The following is a 16,959-nucleotide window of genomic DNA, read 5'->3' as shown; positions in this document are numbered from 1 at the left end:
ACTGTGGAACTCCCTCGCGCCCCGCGCATCAACCCGAGTATCCTCGCCGCCGACTTCGTGAACATGCAGGCGGATCTCGCAAAGATCGCGACCGCCGACTTCGCGCACGTCGACGTGATGGACAACCACTTCGTGCCCAACCTGACGTTCGGGCCGCAGATGGTGGAGCGCATCCAGGCCACCAGCCCGATCCCGCTCGACGTGCACCTGATGATCACGGACCCCGAGCGGTGGGCGCCCGAGTATGCCGAGATCGGTGCCGCGAGCGTGACTTTCCACCTCGAGGCCGCCGATGAGCCCGTCGCTCTCGCCCGTCGTCTTCGTGACATCGGTTCTCGAGCCGGGGTCGCGGTGAAGCCGGCGACACCTGTCGAATCGCTCTTCGAGGTCCTCGACGAGTTCGACCAGATCCTCGTGATGACCGTGGAGCCCGGCTTCGGCGGGCAGAGCTTCATGCCGGAGACGATGCCGAAGCTGCGCGCTCTCGCGGAAGAAGCCCGTCGGCGCGGCTCCCGTGTCTGGCTCCAGGTCGACGGCGGCATCTCGGACCGCACGATCGAGATCGCGTCCTCCGCGGGCGCCGATACATTCGTCGCGGGCTCGGCCGTGTACGGGGCTGACGACATCGAGGCGGCCGTCACCCGGCTGAGAGACCTCGCCCGAGCCGCTAGCCTGGAAGCGTGAAGACTTTCGACGAGCTGTTCGCCGAGCTCAGCGTCAAGGCCGAGACCCGCCCTGCCGGATCGGGCACCGTCGCCGAGCTCGACGGCGGCGTGCACACGATCGGCAAGAAGATCGTGGAAGAGGCCGCCGAGGTGTGGATGGCGTCGGAGTACGAGTCCGACGAGGCCGCCGCCGAGGAGATCTCCCAGCTGCTGTACCACGTCCAGGTGATGATGCTCGCGAAGGGGCTCAGCCTGCAGGACGTCTATCGACATCTGTGATGCGCTCCGTTCCGATCCCCTCGAACTGAAAGCCATCCATGCTGCGCATCGCTGTTCCCAACAAGGGCTCGCTCTCCGAGACCGCCGCCGACATGCTCGCCGAGGCGGGCTACGCCGGCCGTCGAGACCCCAAAACCCTGCACGTCATCGACGCCGACAACGACGTCGAGTTCTTCTTCCTCCGTCCCAAGGACATCGCCACCTATGTCGGCTCCGGCGCGATCGACGTCGGCATCACCGGTCGTGACCTGCTGCTCGATGCACGCATGCCCGGTGCGCGCGAGATCGAAGCTCTCGGCTTCGCCGGCTCGACTTTCCGCTTCGCCGCGCCGACCGGACGCTACACCGATGTGAGCGAGCTCGACGGGCTCCGCATCGCGACGTCGTACCCCGGCCTCGTCGACGCGTTCCTCGACGAGCGTGACATCGCCGTCGACCTGGTGCCCCTCGACGGCGCCGTGGAGTCCGCGGTCCGCCTCGGTGTCGCCGACGCCGTCGCCGATGTCGTCGAGACCGGCACGACGCTGCGTCAGGCCGGGCTCGAGGTGTTCGGCCCCGTCATCCTGGAGTCGGAGGCGGTGCTCATCGCCGGACCCGTCGACGCCGAGGGCGCGGACACGCTGCTTCGCCGCCTGCGCGGTGTGATGGTCGCTCGACGCTTCGTCATGATCGATTACGACCTTCCGGTCGCCCTCCTCGATGACGCCGTGAAGATCGCCGGGGGCGTGGAGTCGCCGACGGTCTCGCCGCTGCGTGACCCCGAGTGGGTGGCCGTGCGCGTCATGGTGGCTCGTTCCCGGGTCAACCCCGTGATGGACGCTCTCTACGCGCTGGGTGCACGGGCCATCCTCGTCACCGCGATCCACAACGCGAGGCTCTGATGACGCTCGCGAGCCGTGTCATCCCGTGTCTCGACGTCGCCGATGGGCGCGTCGTCAAAGGGGTGAACTTCGAGAACCTGCGGGACATGGGCGACCCCGTCGAGCTCGCCAGGCACTACGCGGCGCAGGGTGCGGACGAGATCACCTTCCTCGATGTCACCGCGACGGTCGACGCCCGCGCCACGACGTATGACGTCGTGCAGCGGACGGCGGAGCAGGTGTTCGTGCCGCTCACCGTCGGCGGGGGAGTGCGCAGCGTCGACGACGTGGCGCGCCTGCTGTCGGTCGGCGCGGACAAGGTCGGCGTGAACTCGGCGGCCATCGCGCGCCCGGAGCTCATCGGCGAGATCGCCGACCGCTTCGGTGCGCAGGTGCTCGTGCTCTCGCTCGACGTGAAGCGCGCGCCCACGACCCACTCGGGCTTCGTCGTCACCACGCACGGCGGCCGCACGCAGACCACTCTCGACGCCCTCGACTGGGCGCGGGAGGCGGCGGAGCGCGGAGCGGGCGAGCTTCTCGTCAACTCGATCGATGCGGACGGCACCAGAGACGGCTTCGACCTGGAGCTCGTGCGCCTGATGCGGGAGGCGGCGTCCGTGCCCGTCATCGCGTCGGGCGGTGCCGGAAAGGCATCGGACTTCGCGCCCGCCATCAAAGCCGGTGCCGACGCCGTGCTCGCGGCCAGCGTGTTCCACACCGGCGCGCTCACGGTCGGCGACGTCAAGGACGCGCTTCGCGCGGAGGGGGTTCTCGTCCGATGAGCGACGCGGAAGCACAGACGACATCCGTCGACGAGCGCATCGCGCAGGTCGCCTTCAACGCCGACGGGCTCGCGCCGGTCATCGTGCAGCAGTGGGACACGCGCGAGGTGCTGATGCTCGCCTGGGTCGACGCCGAGGCGCTGCGACGCACCCTGACCTCCGGACGGGCGACCTACTGGTCCCGGTCCCGCCGGGAGTACTGGCGCAAGGGCGACACGTCCGGACACATCCAGGTCGTGCACGAGGCGCGTCTGGACTGCGACGGCGATGCGATCCTGCTCCTCGTGGCCCAGACCGGCCCCGCCTGCCACACCGGCACGCGCACCTGCTTCGACACGAACGACCTCGAGGCCGTTACCGGAACGGATCGCTCATGAGCCTCGCGAAACGCGGTCGCGCGCTGTCCGTCTCCGGCTTCCTTCTCGCCGGGGCGATCGGCATCATCTCGTCGACTCAGACCTGGCTGACCGTGGAGCGCGCCGACGCGGGCGAGGCGATCCTGGTCCCCGGGGCTTCCGCCCTGGTGCTTCTCGCCCCGCTCAGCCTGGCTGTGCTCGCTCTCGGCGCCGCGCTGTCGATCGCGGGCAAGCCGGTGCGCCTCGTGTTCGGCGTGCTCGCGGCGGCGACAGCCGTGTTCCTCGGTTGGTCGACTCTCCAGCTGCTGCTCTCCGAACCCTTCGACGCCGTCGGGGCCACCGTGACCGAGGTGACCGGATTGGCGGGAGGTATGGCGGTCCATGAGGTGGTCGCGAGCATCGTGCCTTCGGCCTGGCCGTACATCGCGCTCGTGGGCTGGGCGATCCTGCTGGCGGCCTCGGTCGTGGTCCTCACGACGTGGCGCGGGTGGAAGGCCGGTGGACGCCGATACCGCACCGACCGCGTCGATGTCCCGCACGACGGGCCCGTCGATGCCGTCGATTCCTGGGACGAGCTGTCCCGGGGAACCGATCCGACACGCTGACCCCGATAGACTGAATCCGAACCGCACGTCGTCCCCCGGAGGAGAACATGACCAACCCGATCGCCGATCCCGGCCACGGACACTCGCCTGCCGCTTGGACCGCTGTGGTCATCATGCTGGTCGGCTTCGCCGCCGCCACGGTCGCGTTCTGCTTCGAGCAGCCCGTCCTCGTCATCGCCTCGGTGGCCCTCGTCCCGATCGGCGCGATCGTCGGCTGGGCGCTGGCAAAGGCCGGTTACGGCGTGAAGGGTCCGAAGTACGCTCCGAAGGCGCACTAATGGTGCTCGCCGACCTGACGGCCGGCGCTGTCGCAGACGCCGAGCGTCGCGCCCTGTCGCGACCGCTGGCCGCCCTCGAGCGGGACGCTCTCGCCCGTCCCGCAGCGAAGGACGCACTCTCGTTCCTCGCCCCTGCGGATCGCGTGAAGATCATCGCCGAGGTCAAGCGTGCGAGTCCCTCGAGAGGCGCACTCGCCGACATCCCCGACCCGGCTCTTCAGGCATCGCTGTATGAGACGGGCGGTGCGTCCGCGATCAGCGTGCTCACGGAGGAGCGTCGTTTCGGTGGCAGCCTCGCCGACCTCGAGGCGGTCACGGCGCGGGTCTCGCTCCCCGTGCTGCGCAAGGACTTCATCGCGTCCCGCTACCAGGTGCTCGAGGCGCGTGCAGCCGGCGCCGATCTCGTCCTGCTCATCGTCGCCGGCCTCGAGCCCGACGTGCTGCGTGATCTCTTCGGCTTCATCGGCGAGCTGGGCATGACGCCGCTCGTCGAGACGCATTCCGCTGACGAGCTCGAAGCCGCGGTCGACCTCGGCGCCCCCCTGATCGGCGTCAACGCGCGGGACCTGAAGACCCTCGAACTCGATCGTGACCTGTTCGGGCGCCTGGTCGAGCGCATCCCCGACACGGCGGTCAAGATCGCGGAGTCGGCGGTGCTCACTCCCGCTGACGTCGTGCACTACCGTTCCGCGGGCGCCGACGTCGTGCTGATCGGCGAGGCGCTCGTGACCGGCGACCCCGTCGCCACCCTCAAGAGTTTCCTGGAGGCATGATGAGCCTGCGCGACCAGCACGGCCCCTTCTTCGGCGAGTTCGGCGGGCGGTACATGCCCGAGTCGCTCATCGCGGCGATCGATGAGCTCACGGTGGCCTACGAGGCCGCGATCGTCGACCCGTCGTTCCGCGACGAGCTCGCGCATCTGCTCAGCTCCTATGCCGGGCGCCCCTCCGCGATCACCGAGGTCCCGAGATTCGCCGAACATGCCGGCGGTGCGCGCATCTTCCTCAAGCGCGAAGACCTCAACCACACCGGGTCCCACAAGATCAACAACGTGCTCGGCCAGGCTCTGCTCACCAAGCGCCTCGGCAAGACCCGCGTGATCGCGGAGACCGGTGCCGGACAGCACGGCGTGGCGACGGCGACGGCGGCAGCGCTGTTCGGTCTGGACTGCACCATCTACATGGGCGAGGTCGACACCGAACGGCAGGCGCTCAACGTGGCTCGCATGCGCCTCCTCGGCGCCGAGGTGGTCCCGGTGACCTCCGGCTCGCGCACGCTCAAGGACGCGATCAACGACGCCTATCGCGACTGGGTCGCTTCGGTGGAGACCACCAACTACATCTTCGGCACGGCGGCGGGTCCGCACCCGTTCCCGGCGATGGTCCGCGACTTCCAGAAGATCATCGGCGAAGAGGCCCGCGCGCAGCTGCTCGACGAAGTGGGACGGCTTCCCGATGCGGTCATGGCATGCGTCGGCGGAGGCTCCAATGCGATCGGCATGTTCGACGCGTTCCTCGACGACGAGGGTGTCCGACTCTACGGGGTCGAGGCCGCCGGCGACGGCGTCGACACCGAGAAGCACGCGGCATCGATCGAGCGCGGCCGCCCTGGCGTGCTCCACGGTGCGAAGACCTACGTCCTCCAGGATGCCGACGGCCAGACGATCGAGTCCCACTCCATCTCGGCCGGTCTCGACTACCCCGGTGTCGGCCCCGAGCACTCCTGGCTCGCCGACATCGGTCGCGCCGAGTACATCCCGGCGACCGACGACGAGGCGATGCAGGCGTTGCGTCTGCTCAGCCGGACCGAGGGGATCATCCCCGCCATCGAATCGGCACACGCCCTCGCCGGGGCACTGCGCATCGGTCGCGAGCTCGGTCCCGACGGCTTGATCGCCGTCTGCCTGTCCGGTCGCGGCGACAAGGACATGGACACCGCGGCCCGCTACTTCCAGCTCTACGACGAGGCCGCTCTGGCCCACGACGTCGAGCAGGAGAGCGAAGAGGAAGAACGCATCGCGAAGGGGGAACCGCAGCTGTGAGCCGCGTCGAACAAGCCATCCAGCGTGCGCAGGACGCCGGCCGCAGCGCCTTCGTCGGGTACCTGCCCGTCGGCTTCCCCGATCTCGAGACGAGCATCCAGGCAGCCATCGCCCTGGCCGAGAACGGCGTCGACATCATCGAGCTGGGACCGCCGTACAGCGACCCGGTGATGGACGGCGCGATCATCCAGGAGGCGACCACCAAGGCTCTGGCTGCGGGTTTCCGGATGGCCGACCTCTTCACGGCGATCCGCGCCATCACGGCGGCCACCGATGTCCCCGTGCTCGTGATGACCTACTGGAACCCTGTTCTGCAGTACGGCATCGATCGCTACGCGGATGACCTGCTCGCCGCGGGCGGTGCCGGGCTCATCACGCCGGACATCACGCCGGACGCGGCAGGGGAGTGGATCGCAGCCAGCGAGCGGACCGGCCTCGACCGGGTGTTCCTGGCGGCGCCGACCTCCTCCGATGAACGACTCGACCTGGTGGTGAAGTCCTCCACGGGGTTCGTGTACACGGTCTCGACGATGGGCATCACGGGGGAGCGCGCCGAACTCGACCGCGCTGCCCGCACCCTCGTCGGGCGCCTGCGGGCGCACGGAGCTCACCGCGCCTGCGTCGGAATCGGCATCTCCACCGCCGAGCAGATCGCCGGAGTCTCCGAGTACGCCGACGGCGCCATCGTCGGCACGGCGCTCGTCCGCGCTCTGCGTGACGGCGGAGTACCGGCCCTCGCAGAAGTCACCCGAAACCTGGCCTCCGGCACCTCGTCGGCACGCCCCGATCACGAGAACTAGAATCGCACTCATGTCACTCGCGCTCCACAGCACCTTCACGAACGTGCTCGCCAGCATCCCGAGCCCCACGGTCTCGTATTTCGACCTCGGGCCGATCCGGATCCACTTCTACGCGCTGTGCATCATCGCCGGCATCATCGCCGCGACGTTCCTGACCAACCACCGCCTCACCAAGCGTGGAGCGGAGCCGTGGGTCGTGATCGACATCTCGATCCTCGCAGTGCCGCTGGCGATCATCGGCGCGCGCATCTTCCACGTGCTCACCCACCCGAACGACTACTTCGGCGAGGGTATCAACACCTGGAACCCGTTCCAGCCAGGCTCCGTCTGGGCCATCTGGGAGGGCGGCATCGCGATCTTCGGCGCGCTCATCGGCGGTGCCATCGGCGCGTACCTCGGGTGCCGCTGGACAGGCATCCGCTTCTGGACGTTCGCCGACGCGCTGGCACCCGGTCTGCTGCTGGCACAGGCCATGGGTCGCTTCGGCAACTGGTTCAACAACGAACTCTTCGGGCTTCCCACCGATCTGCCCTGGGGTCTGGAGATCCCGTCCACCAACTCGGCCTTCCCCCCTGGACTTCCCGAGGGCACGCTGTTCCACCCCACCTTCCTGTACGAGGTGATCTGGAACGGTCTCGGCGTCATCGTCCTGCTGTGGCTCGGTCGCAAGCTCTTCTTCCAGTGGGGTCGCCTCTTCGCGATCTACCTGATCTGGTACAGCGCCGGTCGCATCCTCTGGGAGTCGATCCGCATCGATCCGAGCGAGATCATCCTGGGCCTGCGCAGCAACGTCCTCGCGGCCATCATCGGCGTGCTCATCGGTGTCGCGATCCTCATCGTGCAGACGCGTCGTCACCCCGGACTGGAGCCGTCGCCGTACCAGCCCGGTCGCGAACGGACCGACCCGGACGCTGTTGTACAATCGCAGAACAATACCTCTGACTTCGTAGACGTGAGCGAGCCTCCGGCCGAAGAAGTCACCGCAGGAGCCACCGCCACAAGCACTGCTCCCACGAGCGAGGACGGCTCTCGATAACGCCGCCTCGTAGCGGGAGAACCATTGCACTGAACGAGCGGGCCGACGTCGTCCCCGGGTTTCACTCGAAGATCTGAGGACGGTAACTGGTGTACTTCCAGCCCCCTTACGGCGCCTCCGGCGCATACCCCCCGAAGCAGGGCATGTACAACCCGGCGTTCGAGAAGGACGCCTGCGGCCTCGCCATGGTCGCGACCCTGCGCGGCGAAGCCGGGCATGACATCATCGCGTTGGCCCTCGAGGCCCTGCGCAACCTGGAGCACCGCGGAGCCATCGGCTCGGATGCGGGCACCGGGGACGGCGCCGGCATCCTGACGCCGATGCCCGATGCGTTCCTCCGCGCCGTGGTCGGGTTCGAACTGCCGCCGGTGGGGGAGTACGCCGCAGGACTGGCGTTCCTGCCTCGCGATTCCAGCGAGCGCCGCCAGCAGAAGGCCGGCATCGAGAAGATCGCCCGTTCCGAGGGGCTTCGCGTCCTCGGCTGGCGTGAGGTGCCCACGGCCAACGAGAACCTAGGCAAGCTCGCCGATGAGGCGCGTCCCGCGTTCGAGCAGCTCTTCGTCAGCGCGGGCGGAGCGACGCACTCCGATGCGCCCCTCACGGGCATCGCGCTCGACCGCGTCGCCTACCGTCTGCGCAAGCGCGCCGGTCACGAACTCGGTGCCTACTTCGTCTCGCTCTCCGCCCGCACCCTCGGGTACAAGGGCATGGTCACCACCCTGCAGCTCGAGCCGTTCTATCCCGACCTGCAGGACGAGCGCTTCGCCTCGGAGCTCGCCGTGGTGCACTCCCGCTACTCCACGAACACCTTCCCGTCGTGGCCGCTCGCGCAGCCGCTGCGCATGCTCGCCCACAACGGCGAGATCAACACCGTCGGCGGCAACCGCAACTGGATGCGCGCCCGCCAATCGCAGCTGGAATCCGAGCTCCTCGGCGACATCACGCCGCTGCTTCCCATCTGCACCGACGGCGCCAGCGACTCCGCCTCGTTCGACGAGGTGCTCGAGCTGCTCACGCTGACCGGGCGCAGCCTGCCGCACGCGATCATGATGATGGTGCCGGAAGCGTACGAGAAGCAGGCCGACATCTCTCCGGAGCTCCGCTCGTTCTACGAGTACCACTCCAACCAGATGGAGCCGTGGGACGGACCGGCCGCTCTCATCTTCACGGACGGGACCCTCGTCGGCGCGACGCTCGACCGCAACGGTCTGCGTCCTGGACGCTGGACGGAGACGACCGACGGACTGGTCGTCATCGGATCCGAGACCGGCGTTCTCCAGTTCGAACCGGAGCGCATCAAGCGTCGCGGCCGCCTGCAGCCGGGCAAGATGTTCCTGGTCGACACGTCGCAGCGTCGGATCATCGAGGACAGCGAGCTCAAGCACGATCTCGCCACGATGCACCCGTGGCAGGAGTGGCTCGACGCCGGCGCCGTGCGTCTTGCCGAGCTTCCCGAGCGTGAGCACATCGTGCACCCGCCGGCGTCGATCACCCGTCGTCAGCGGACCTTCGGCTACACCGAGGAAGAGGTCCGCATCCTCCTCACCCCGATGGGTCAGACCGGTGTCGAGCCGCTCGGCGCGATGGGCTCTGACACGCCGATCGCCGTGCTCAGCAAGCGTCCGCGGTTGCTGTTCGACTACTTCACCCAGCAGTTCGCCCAGGTGACCAACCCGCCGCTCGACTCGATCCGCGAAGAGGTCGTCACGAGCCTCAAGCTGGGCCTCGGGCCGGAGAGCAACCTGCTCACCTGGGGGCCGGAGCACACGCGTACGGTGTCTCTGGACTTCCCGGTGATCGACAACGACGAGCTCGCGAAGATCCGCCACATCGACAAGGCCATGCCCGGTCGATCGAGCGCGACGATCCGCGGCCTCTACCACTTCGACGCCGGCCCCCAGACGCTCGCCGACCGGCTCACCGAGATGTGCGCCGAGGTGGACGAGGCCATCGAGAACGGTGCCGAGTTCATCATCCTGTCGGACCGTGACTCGAACAAGGATCTGACACCGATCCCGTCACTGCTCATGGTCTCGGCGATCCACCACCACCTCATCCGGCGCGAGAACCGCATGAAGGTCGGTCTCATCGTCGAAGCCGGAGACGTCCGCGAAGTGCATCATGTCGCGACCCTGATCGGCTACGGTGCCTCCGCCGTCAACCCGTACCTCGCGATGGAGACGGTAGAGCACCTCGTGCGCACCGGCTACATCACGGGCATCACGACCGAGAAGGCCGTCAAGAACCTGATCTACGCGCTCGGCAAGGGCGTGTTGAAGATCATGTCGAAGATGGGCATCTCCACCGTGTCGTCCTATGCCGGTGCTCAGGTGTTCGAGGCGGTCGGCCTCAGCCAGGAGTTCATCGACGCGTACTTCACGCGCACCGAGTCGAAGCTCGGCGGCATCGGCATCGAGGAGATCTTCGCCGAGAACCAGGCGCGCCACGACTACGCCTATCCGGAGGATGCGGCAGCACGTGCGCACGAGAGGCTCTGGACGGGCGGCGAGTACCAGTGGCGCCGCGACGGCTCTCCGCACCTTTTCAATCCGGAGACGGTGTTCAAGCTGCAGCATTCGACGCGGACGCGACGTTACGACATCTTCCGCGAGTACACGAAGCTCGTCGATGAGCAGGCCGCCGAGCTGAAGACCCTGCGCGGACTGTTCACGCTGCGCACCGGCACTCGCAAGCCCGTGCCGCTGGACGAGGTGGAGCCCGTCTCCGCCATCGTCAAGCGCTTCTCCACGGGGGCGATGAGCTACGGCTCCATCTCCAAGGAGGCGCACGAGACGCTCGCCGTCGCGATGAACAGCATCGGCGCGAAGTCGAACACCGGTGAGGGCGGCGAGGATCCGGACCGCCTGGTCGACCCCGAGCGTCGCAGCTCGATCAAGCAGGTCGCGTCGGGGCGGTTCGGGGTGACGAGCCTGTACCTCACCGAGGCGGACGACATCCAGATCAAGCTCGCCCAGGGTGCCAAGCCCGGCGAGGGAGGCCAGCTGCCGCCGACCAAGGTGTACCCCTGGGTCGCGCGTACCCGTCACGCCACCGCCGGTGTGGGACTGATCTCCCCGCCGCCGCATCACGACATCTACTCGATCGAAGACCTGAAGCAGCTGATCTTCGACCTGAAGAGGGCGAACCCCGAGGCCCGCATCCACACCAAGCTGGTGAGCCAGTCGGGCATCGGCGCGGTGTCGGCCGGTGTCGCGAAGGCGCTGAGCGACGTGATCCTGGTCTCGGGTCACGACGGTGGAACAGGTGCGAGCCCGTTGAACTCGCTGAAGCACGCGGGCACACCGTGGGAGCTCGGCCTCGCGGAGACGCAGCAGACGCTCATGCTCAACGGCATGCGGGATCGCGTCGTGGTGCAGGTCGACGGCCAGCTCAAGACCGGCCGCGACGTCATCATCGGTGCGCTGCTCGGCGCGGAGGAGTTCGGCTTCGCCACCGCTCCGCTCGTCGTCAGCGGCTGCATCATGATGCGCGTCTGCCACCTGGACACGTGCCCCGTCGGTGTCGCCACGCAGAACCCGGTTCTGCGCGAGCGGTTCACGGGCAAGCCCGAGTTCGTCGTGAACTTCATGGAGTTCATCGCCGAAGAGGTGCGTGAGCTCCTCGCCGAGCTCGGCTACCGCTCGATCGACGAGATCGTCGGCCGTGCCGACCTCATCGAGGTCAACGCCGCGGTCGAGCACTGGAAGGCCGAGGGGCTCGACCTCACTCCGGTGCTGGAAGGCCCGGTGTTCCCGGCTGGCGAACCGCGTCGCAGCGCACGCACCCAGGACCACGAGCTCGAGAAGCACTTCGACGTGAAGCTGATCGACATCGCGAAGGGCGCTCTGCTCAACGGCGAGCCCGTCGTGGTCGAGCTGCCCATCGCCAACACCGAACGTGCGGTCGGAACCATGCTCGGTCATCAGGTGACGTCACGGCACGGAGCAGCCGGTCTGCCGCAGGGCACCATCGACGTGACTCTGCACGGCACCGCCGGTCAGTCGCTCGGGGCGTTCCTGCCGCCGGGTATCGTCCTGCGGCTCGAGGGCGATGCCAACGACTACGTCGGCAAGGGGCTCTCCGGCGGCGACATCACGATCCGTCCGCCGCGAGGCTCCAAGATCGCGCCGCACGAGAACGTGATCGCCGGCAACGTGATCGGCTACGGCGCGACCTCGGGGACGATGTTCATCTCGGGCGTCGTCGGCGAGCGTTTCCTCGTCCGCAACTCGGGTGCGACCGCCGTGGTCGAGGGCGTGGGCGACCACGCTCTGGAGTACATGACCGGTGGGCTCGCGGTGATCCTCGGCTCGACCGGGCGGAACTTCGGCGCGGGGATGTCCGGGGGAGTGGCCTACGTGCACGCCCTCGACACCAGCAAGGTGAACGCGCAGTCGCTCGGGAGCGGCGAGCTGCTCCTCGAGTCGCTCGACCGCGCGGATCTCGAAGTGCTGCGGAGCCTGCTGGTCGCGCACGTCGAGCGCACCGCGTCGCCGCGGGCCGCGGGTCTTCTCGAGAACTTCGAGGCGGCCGCCGCAGAGTTCGTGAAGGTGCTCCCTCGTGACTTCGCCGCCGTGCGGAGCATGCGCGAGGAGGCGCTGGCCGAGGGGATCGACCCCGACGGCGACATCGTGTGGAACCGCATCCTGGAGGTGACCGGTGGCTGACCCCAAAGGCTTTCTGAAGGTGACCGAGCGGGAGCTTCCCCCGCGTCGTCCCGTTCCCGTGCGCATCATGGACTGGAAAGAGGTCTATGAGCCCGGCGACAAGCAGGTCCTGCGCCGTCAGGCAGGGCGCTGCATGGACTGCGGCGTGCCGTTCTGCCATCAGGGGTGCCCGCTCGGCAACCTGATCCCGGAGTGGAACGACTTGACGTGGCGAGGCGAGGGTCGCGCGGCGATCGAGCGCCTGCACGCGACGAACAACTTCCCGGAGTTCACGGGGCGGCTCTGCCCTGCGCCGTGCGAGAGCTCGTGCGTGCTCGGTATCAACCAGCCGGCTGTGACGATCAAGCAGATCGAGGTCTCGATCATCGACGAGGCCTTCTCGAAGGGCTGGGTCGAGCCGGAGCCGCCGGAGCGGCTGACGGGCAAGACGGTCGCGGTGGTCGGTTCCGGTCCTGCGGGGCTTGCCGCTGCCCAGCAGCTCACCCGTGCCGGGCACACCGTCGCGGTCTTCGAGCGTGACGACCGCATCGGCGGACTGCTGCGCTACGGCATCCCCGACTTCAAGATGGAGAAGACGCAGCTCGAGTCCCGCCTTCGCCAGATGCAGGAGGAAGGCACCCGCTTCCGCGCCGGCGTCGAGATCGGCAAGGACATCTCCTGGCCGGACCTGCGCGCCCGGTACGACGCGGTGGTGATCGCCACAGGCTCCACGGTTCCGCGTGACCTCGCGATCCCCGGCCGCGACCTGGACGGCGTCCATTTCGCCATGGAGTACCTCGTCGAGTCGAACCACGCGGTGGCGGGCGACAAGGTCACGGATCAGATCAGCGCCGAGGGCAAGCACGTCATCGTGATCGGCGGTGGCGACACGGGTGCGGACTGCATCGGAACCGCGCACCGGCAGGGCGCACTCAGCGTCACCAACCTCGCGATCGGCAAGCAGCCGGGCGACACCCGTCCCGACCACCAGCCGTGGCCGATGATGCCGACCCTGTTCGAGGTCTCCTCCGCTCACGAAGAGGGCGGAGAGCGTGTGTTCCTCGCCTCCACCGTCGAGTTCCTCGGCAACGACGTCGGCGAGGTCCGTGCACTGCGCGTGGCGGAGACGGAGTTCGTCGATGGTCGGCGTGTGCCCAAGAGCGGCACTGAGCGGGAGATCCCGGCCGATCTCATCCTGATCGCCATGGGCTTCACCGGACCGGAGCAGGACGGCTACACCGAGGAGACGCTTCCCCAGGTGACCGATCGGGGTGCGTTCCGGCGCGACTCCTCCTACGAGTCGACGGTGCCGGGCGTGTTCGTCGCCGGCGACGCCGGCCGTGGACAGTCGCTCATCGTGTGGGCCATCGCCGAGGGGCGTGCAGCCGCGGCCAACGTCGACCGGTTCCTGATGGGCACCACCGTGCTCCCGGAGCCGGTGCGTCCGAGCGATGTCGCGATCGGACTCCAGCCCGCGTAGGCTGAGGCCGGCACCGTCGCCTGATTCACCATCCCCCACTTCTACCCTGGAGCAATCTTTGAGACGCGCGAAAATCGTCGCCACCCTGGGCCCCGCCACCTCCACCTATGAGACGGTGCGCGCACTGATCGATGCGGGCGTGGACGTCGCCCGACTGAACCTCAGCCACGGTGACTACTCCGTGCACGAGAACAACTACGCCAACGTGCGCCGTGCCGCTGAGGACGCTGGTCGCCCCGTCGCGATCCTCGTCGACCTGCAGGGTCCGAAGATCCGTCTCGGCAAGTTCGAGGGCGGACCCTACGAACTCGCCAAGGGCGACATCTTCAAGATCACCACCGAGGACATCATCGGCAACAAGGAGATCTCCGGAACGACGTTCAAGGGACTCCCGCAGGACGTCAAGCCCGGTGACTTCCTCCTCATCGACGACGGCAAGGTCCGCGTCGAGGTCGTCGAGACCGACGGTGTGACGGTCACCACCAAGGTCATCGTCGCCGGTGCCGTCTCGAACAACAAGGGCATCAACCTGCCCGGCGTCGCCGTGAACGTCCCCGCGCTGAGCGAGAAGGACGAGGAGGACCTCCGTTGGGGTCTGCGCATCGGCGCCGACCTGATCGCGTTGTCCTTCGTGCGCAACGCCGCCGATGTCATCCGCGTCCACGAGATCATGGCGGAGGAGGGCGTCCGCGTCCCCGTCATCGCCAAGGTCGAGAAGCCGCAGGCGGTCGACGCGCTCGAGGAGATCATCGACGCGTTCGACTCGATCATGGTGGCCCGCGGCGACCTGGGTGTCGAGCTGCCGCTCGAGGCCGTCCCGATCGTGCAGAAGCGCGCCGTCGAGATCGCCCGCCGCATGGCGAAGCCGGTCATCGTCGCGACGCAGATGCTCGAGTCGATGATCAACAGCCCGGTGCCGACCCGCGCCGAGACGTCTGACGTTGCGAATGCGGTGCTCGACGGTGCCGACGCTGTGATGCTCTCGGGCGAGACCAGCGTGGGAGACTACCCGGTCGTCGTGGTCGAGACCATGGCGCGCATCATCGAGTCGACTGAGGAGCACGGCCTGGAGCGCATCGCGCCGCTCACGACCAAGCCCCGCACGCAGGGTGGTGCGATCACCCTCGCCGCGCTCGAGGTCGCTGAGTTCGTCGACGCGAAGTTCCTCTGCGTCTTCACGCAGTCCGGTGACTCCGCCCGTCGCCTGTCGCGTCTGCGCTCGCGCATCCCGATGATCGCCTTCACCCCGGAGCCCGGCATCCGTCGCCGCATGGCGCTGACGTGGGGTATCCGCTCGACGCTGGTCGACATGGTCCAGCACACCGACCTGATGTACCACCAGGTCGATGAGTACCTGCTCGGCAACGGTCTGGCAGAAGAAGGGGACAAGGTCGTCGTGATCTCCGGTTCCCCTCCCGGAATCGTCGGATCCACGAACGACCTTCGCGTGCACAAGGTCGGCGATGCGATCCGCGGCGCCGCGCCGATCTACAAGGCCGGCGTCTGACGTACGTCATCCAGAGGGGGTGGGACTTCGGTCCTGCCCCCTCTGTCGTCCGCTTCGGGTAGCTTTCAGGCATGGAAACGCATCGCCGTCGAAGGAGGCCGTCATCGGCGTGCTGAGGAACGCGCGATGGTGGATAGCCGATTACGCGTACGCGGGGTACTGGCAGGTCCGTGCGGCATTCGACCGCACCGATCCGTCGTCTTTCGTCTCCGGGGATGCTGCACACATCGTCGTGCTCCCCGGCGTCTACGAGACCTGGCGGTTCCTGCAGCCGCTCGTCGTCGCGATGCATGAACGTGGTCATCCGGTGCACATCGTCGACGCGCTCCACCGGAACGAGCGTCCTGTGGCTGAGATGGCCGCGGTCGTGGCGACGTTTCTCGAGGAGCGGGGGCTCGAAGACGTGATCCTCGTCGCGCACAGCAAGGGCGGCCTTGCGGGAAAGACCGTGATGACCGGTCCGGCGGGCACGCGCGTGCGGTCGATGCTCGCGATCGCCGCACCGTTCGGCGGGTCGCGCTATGCGCGGTTGATGCTCTCCAGAACGCTTCGTGCGTTCTCACCGCGCGACCCGTCGATCGTGGATCTGGCGCAGCAGGTGACGGTGAACGAGCGGATCGTCTCGGTGTACGCGGCGTTCGACCCTCATATCCCCGAAGGCAGCGAACTGGCCGGCGCCAAGAACGTGCGCCTCGATACGGGCGGGCACTTCCGGATCCTCGCGCATCCACGCGTTCTGGCGGAGCTCGCGGTCCTCGCGGAATAGTCGATCAGTCGCCCGCGCCGGAATTCGCGCGTTCGTTCGATCGATGTTGGGTGCCGGCGGTGGGACTCGAACCCACACGCCCTTTCGGACAAAGCATTTTGAGTGCTCCGCGTCTGCCATTCCGCCACGCCGGCTCGTGTGTCGCGTCTACGACTTTAGCGCAGAGCAGGAGGCGCGACCGTCCGCGCCGAGCGCCTGAGGCCTGCAGACAGGGGCACTCCACTAGGATGGGTGTGTGACAGAGCAAGAAGAGCAGGCTGAGCAGCCCACGTCATCCGCACCCCGACGCGTCGTCGTCGCCGAAGATGAGTCGCTGATCCGTCTCGACATCGTCGAGATCCTCCGCGACAACGGCTTCGATGTGGTCGGCGAGGCCGGTGACGGGGAGACCGCGGTCGCTCTGGCCACTGAGCTCCGCCCCGACCTGGTCATCATGGATGTCAAGATGCCTCAGCTCGACGGCATCAGCGCGGCCGAGAAGCTGCACAAGGGCAACATCGCCCCGGTCGTGCTCCTGACGGCGTTCAGCCAGAAGGAGCTCGTCGAGCGTGCCAGCGAGGCCGGCGCCCTCGCCTACGTCGTGAAGCCGTTCACGCCGAACGACCTCCTTCCGGCGATCGAGATCGCGCTGGCCCGCCACGAGCAGATCATCACGCTCGAGGCAGAGGTCGCCGACATGGTCGAGCGCTTCGAGACCCGCAAACTCGTCGACCGGGCCAAGGGTCTGCTCAACGAGAAGATGGGGCTGAGCGAGCCCGAGGCCTTCCGCTGGATCCAGAAGGCCTCCATGGACCGTCGTCTCACGATGCAGGACGTCGCGAAGGCGATCATCGAGCAGCTCGCTCCCAAGAAGTAGCG

Annotated in this window: 16 protein-coding genes and 1 tRNA gene; 16 read left to right on the top strand and 1 reads right to left on the bottom strand. The window is 67.8% G+C overall.

What is annotated here, in order from left to right; all coding sequences use genetic code 11:
• Positions 1 to 3 precede the first annotated feature (3 nt).
• From rpe to ILP86_RS09365, 15 genes are all read left to right on the top strand, one after another.
• A complete protein-coding gene (rpe, locus tag ILP86_RS09435; RefSeq protein ID WP_046747131.1) occupies positions 4 to 684 on the top strand; it encodes a ribulose-phosphate 3-epimerase in 681 nt (226 codons plus the stop codon).
• Entirely contained in the window at positions 681 to 944 is a 264-nt protein-coding gene (locus ILP86_RS09430; RefSeq protein WP_045265324.1) for a phosphoribosyl-ATP diphosphatase, read from the top strand. Before rpe ends, ILP86_RS09430 begins: the two co-directional genes overlap by 4 nt.
• Positions 945 to 982: 38 nt before the next feature.
• A complete protein-coding gene (gene hisG / locus ILP86_RS09425; protein ID WP_046747130.1) occupies positions 983 to 1,825 on the top strand; it encodes an ATP phosphoribosyltransferase in 843 nt (280 codons plus the stop codon).
• On the top strand, positions 1,825 to 2,586 hold the full coding sequence (hisF, locus tag ILP86_RS09420) for an imidazole glycerol phosphate synthase subunit HisF (protein WP_058631197.1): 762 nt from the start codon (positions 1,825 to 1,827) through the stop codon (positions 2,584 to 2,586). Before hisG ends, hisF begins: the two co-directional genes overlap by 1 nt.
• The gene (hisI, locus tag ILP86_RS09415) at positions 2,583 to 2,963 is read left to right on the top strand and encodes a phosphoribosyl-AMP cyclohydrolase (RefSeq protein ID WP_046747128.1); all 381 of its coding nucleotides are present in this window, start codon (positions 2,583 to 2,585) and stop codon (positions 2,961 to 2,963) included. The genes hisF and hisI overlap by 4 nt, the downstream gene beginning before the upstream one ends.
• Positions 2,960 to 3,547 (top strand): Trp biosynthesis-associated membrane protein, encoded by a 588-nt coding sequence (locus ILP86_RS09410; RefSeq protein WP_113681972.1) that lies wholly within the window; start codon positions 2,960 to 2,962, stop codon positions 3,545 to 3,547. The genes hisI and ILP86_RS09410 overlap by 4 nt, the downstream gene beginning before the upstream one ends.
• Positions 3,548 to 3,594: 47 nt before the next feature.
• The gene (locus ILP86_RS09405; protein ID WP_046747126.1) at positions 3,595 to 3,825 is read left to right on the top strand and encodes an HGxxPAAW family protein; all 231 of its coding nucleotides are present in this window, start codon (positions 3,595 to 3,597) and stop codon (positions 3,823 to 3,825) included.
• 2 nt (positions 3,826 to 3,827) lie between these two features.
• Positions 3,828 to 4,598 (top strand): indole-3-glycerol phosphate synthase TrpC, encoded by a 771-nt coding sequence (gene trpC, locus ILP86_RS09400; RefSeq protein WP_171010952.1) that lies wholly within the window; start codon positions 3,828 to 3,830, stop codon positions 4,596 to 4,598.
• On the top strand, positions 4,598 to 5,866 hold the full coding sequence (trpB, locus tag ILP86_RS09395; RefSeq protein ID WP_046747124.1) for a tryptophan synthase subunit beta: 1,269 nt from the start codon (positions 4,598 to 4,600) through the stop codon (positions 5,864 to 5,866). The genes trpC and trpB overlap by 1 nt, the downstream gene beginning before the upstream one ends.
• Positions 5,863 to 6,666: a tryptophan synthase subunit alpha gene (gene trpA, locus ILP86_RS09390; protein ID WP_046747123.1), complete on the top strand. Its 804-nt coding sequence runs from the start codon at positions 5,863 to 5,865 to the stop codon at positions 6,664 to 6,666. The genes trpB and trpA overlap by 4 nt, the downstream gene beginning before the upstream one ends.
• 10 nt (positions 6,667 to 6,676) lie before the next feature.
• Entirely contained in the window at positions 6,677 to 7,702 is a 1,026-nt protein-coding gene (gene lgt / locus ILP86_RS09385; RefSeq protein WP_193761820.1) for a prolipoprotein diacylglyceryl transferase, read from the top strand.
• Positions 7,703 to 7,845: 143 nt separating this feature from the next.
• The gene (gene gltB, locus ILP86_RS09380) at positions 7,846 to 12,369 is read left to right on the top strand and encodes a glutamate synthase large subunit (protein ID WP_193762012.1); all 4,524 of its coding nucleotides are present in this window, start codon (positions 7,846 to 7,848) and stop codon (positions 12,367 to 12,369) included.
• Positions 12,362 to 13,828 carry a glutamate synthase subunit beta gene (locus ILP86_RS09375; RefSeq protein WP_193761819.1) on the top strand — a complete coding sequence of 489 codons (1,467 nt, stop codon included), beginning with the start codon at positions 12,362 to 12,364 and terminating at the stop codon, positions 13,826 to 13,828. The genes gltB and ILP86_RS09375 overlap by 8 nt, the downstream gene beginning before the upstream one ends.
• Before the next feature lie 58 nt (positions 13,829 to 13,886).
• On the top strand, positions 13,887 to 15,335 hold the full coding sequence (gene pyk / locus ILP86_RS09370; RefSeq protein ID WP_193761818.1) for a pyruvate kinase: 1,449 nt from the start codon (positions 13,887 to 13,889) through the stop codon (positions 15,333 to 15,335).
• A gap of 109 nt (positions 15,336 to 15,444) precedes the next feature.
• Positions 15,445 to 16,101 (top strand): alpha/beta hydrolase, encoded by a 657-nt coding sequence (locus tag ILP86_RS09365; protein WP_308431901.1) that lies wholly within the window; start codon positions 15,445 to 15,447, stop codon positions 16,099 to 16,101.
• Between the two features lie 51 nt (positions 16,102 to 16,152).
• Here ILP86_RS09365 and ILP86_RS09360 read toward each other — a convergent pair.
• Positions 16,153 to 16,235, bottom strand: a tRNA-Leu gene (locus tag ILP86_RS09360).
• A gap of 101 nt (positions 16,236 to 16,336) precedes the next feature.
• On the opposite strand from ILP86_RS09360, the gene ILP86_RS09355 reads away from it, so the two are divergent.
• A complete protein-coding gene (locus ILP86_RS09355; protein ID WP_017830602.1) occupies positions 16,337 to 16,957 on the top strand; it encodes an ANTAR domain-containing response regulator in 621 nt (206 codons plus the stop codon).
• Positions 16,958 to 16,959 lie beyond the last annotated feature (2 nt).

This window comes from Microbacterium sp. R1, assembly GCF_015159725.1.
Taxonomy (GTDB): domain Bacteria; phylum Actinomycetota; class Actinomycetes; order Actinomycetales; family Microbacteriaceae; genus Microbacterium; species Microbacterium oxydans.
Note: the sequence above shows the minus strand (reverse complement) of the source record. Positions and strands in the feature narration are given on the sequence as shown.

Coding starts and splice junctions, on each gene's coding strand:
- hisG (WP_046747130.1), top strand. CDS start 983: ATGCTGCGCATCGCTGTTCCCAACAAGGGCTCGCTCTCCGAGACCGCC.
- hisF (WP_058631197.1), top strand. CDS start 1,825: ATGACGCTCGCGAGCCGTGTCATCCCGTGTCTCGACGTCGCCGATGGG.
- hisI (WP_046747128.1), top strand. CDS start 2,583: ATGAGCGACGCGGAAGCACAGACGACATCCGTCGACGAGCGCATCGCG.
- ILP86_RS09410 (WP_113681972.1), top strand. CDS start 2,960: ATGAGCCTCGCGAAACGCGGTCGCGCGCTGTCCGTCTCCGGCTTCCTT.
- ILP86_RS09405 (WP_046747126.1), top strand. CDS start 3,595: ATGACCAACCCGATCGCCGATCCCGGCCACGGACACTCGCCTGCCGCT.
- trpB (WP_046747124.1), top strand. CDS start 4,598: ATGAGCCTGCGCGACCAGCACGGCCCCTTCTTCGGCGAGTTCGGCGGG.
- lgt (WP_193761820.1), top strand. CDS start 6,677: ATGTCACTCGCGCTCCACAGCACCTTCACGAACGTGCTCGCCAGCATC.
- gltB (WP_193762012.1), top strand. CDS start 7,846: ATGTACAACCCGGCGTTCGAGAAGGACGCCTGCGGCCTCGCCATGGTC.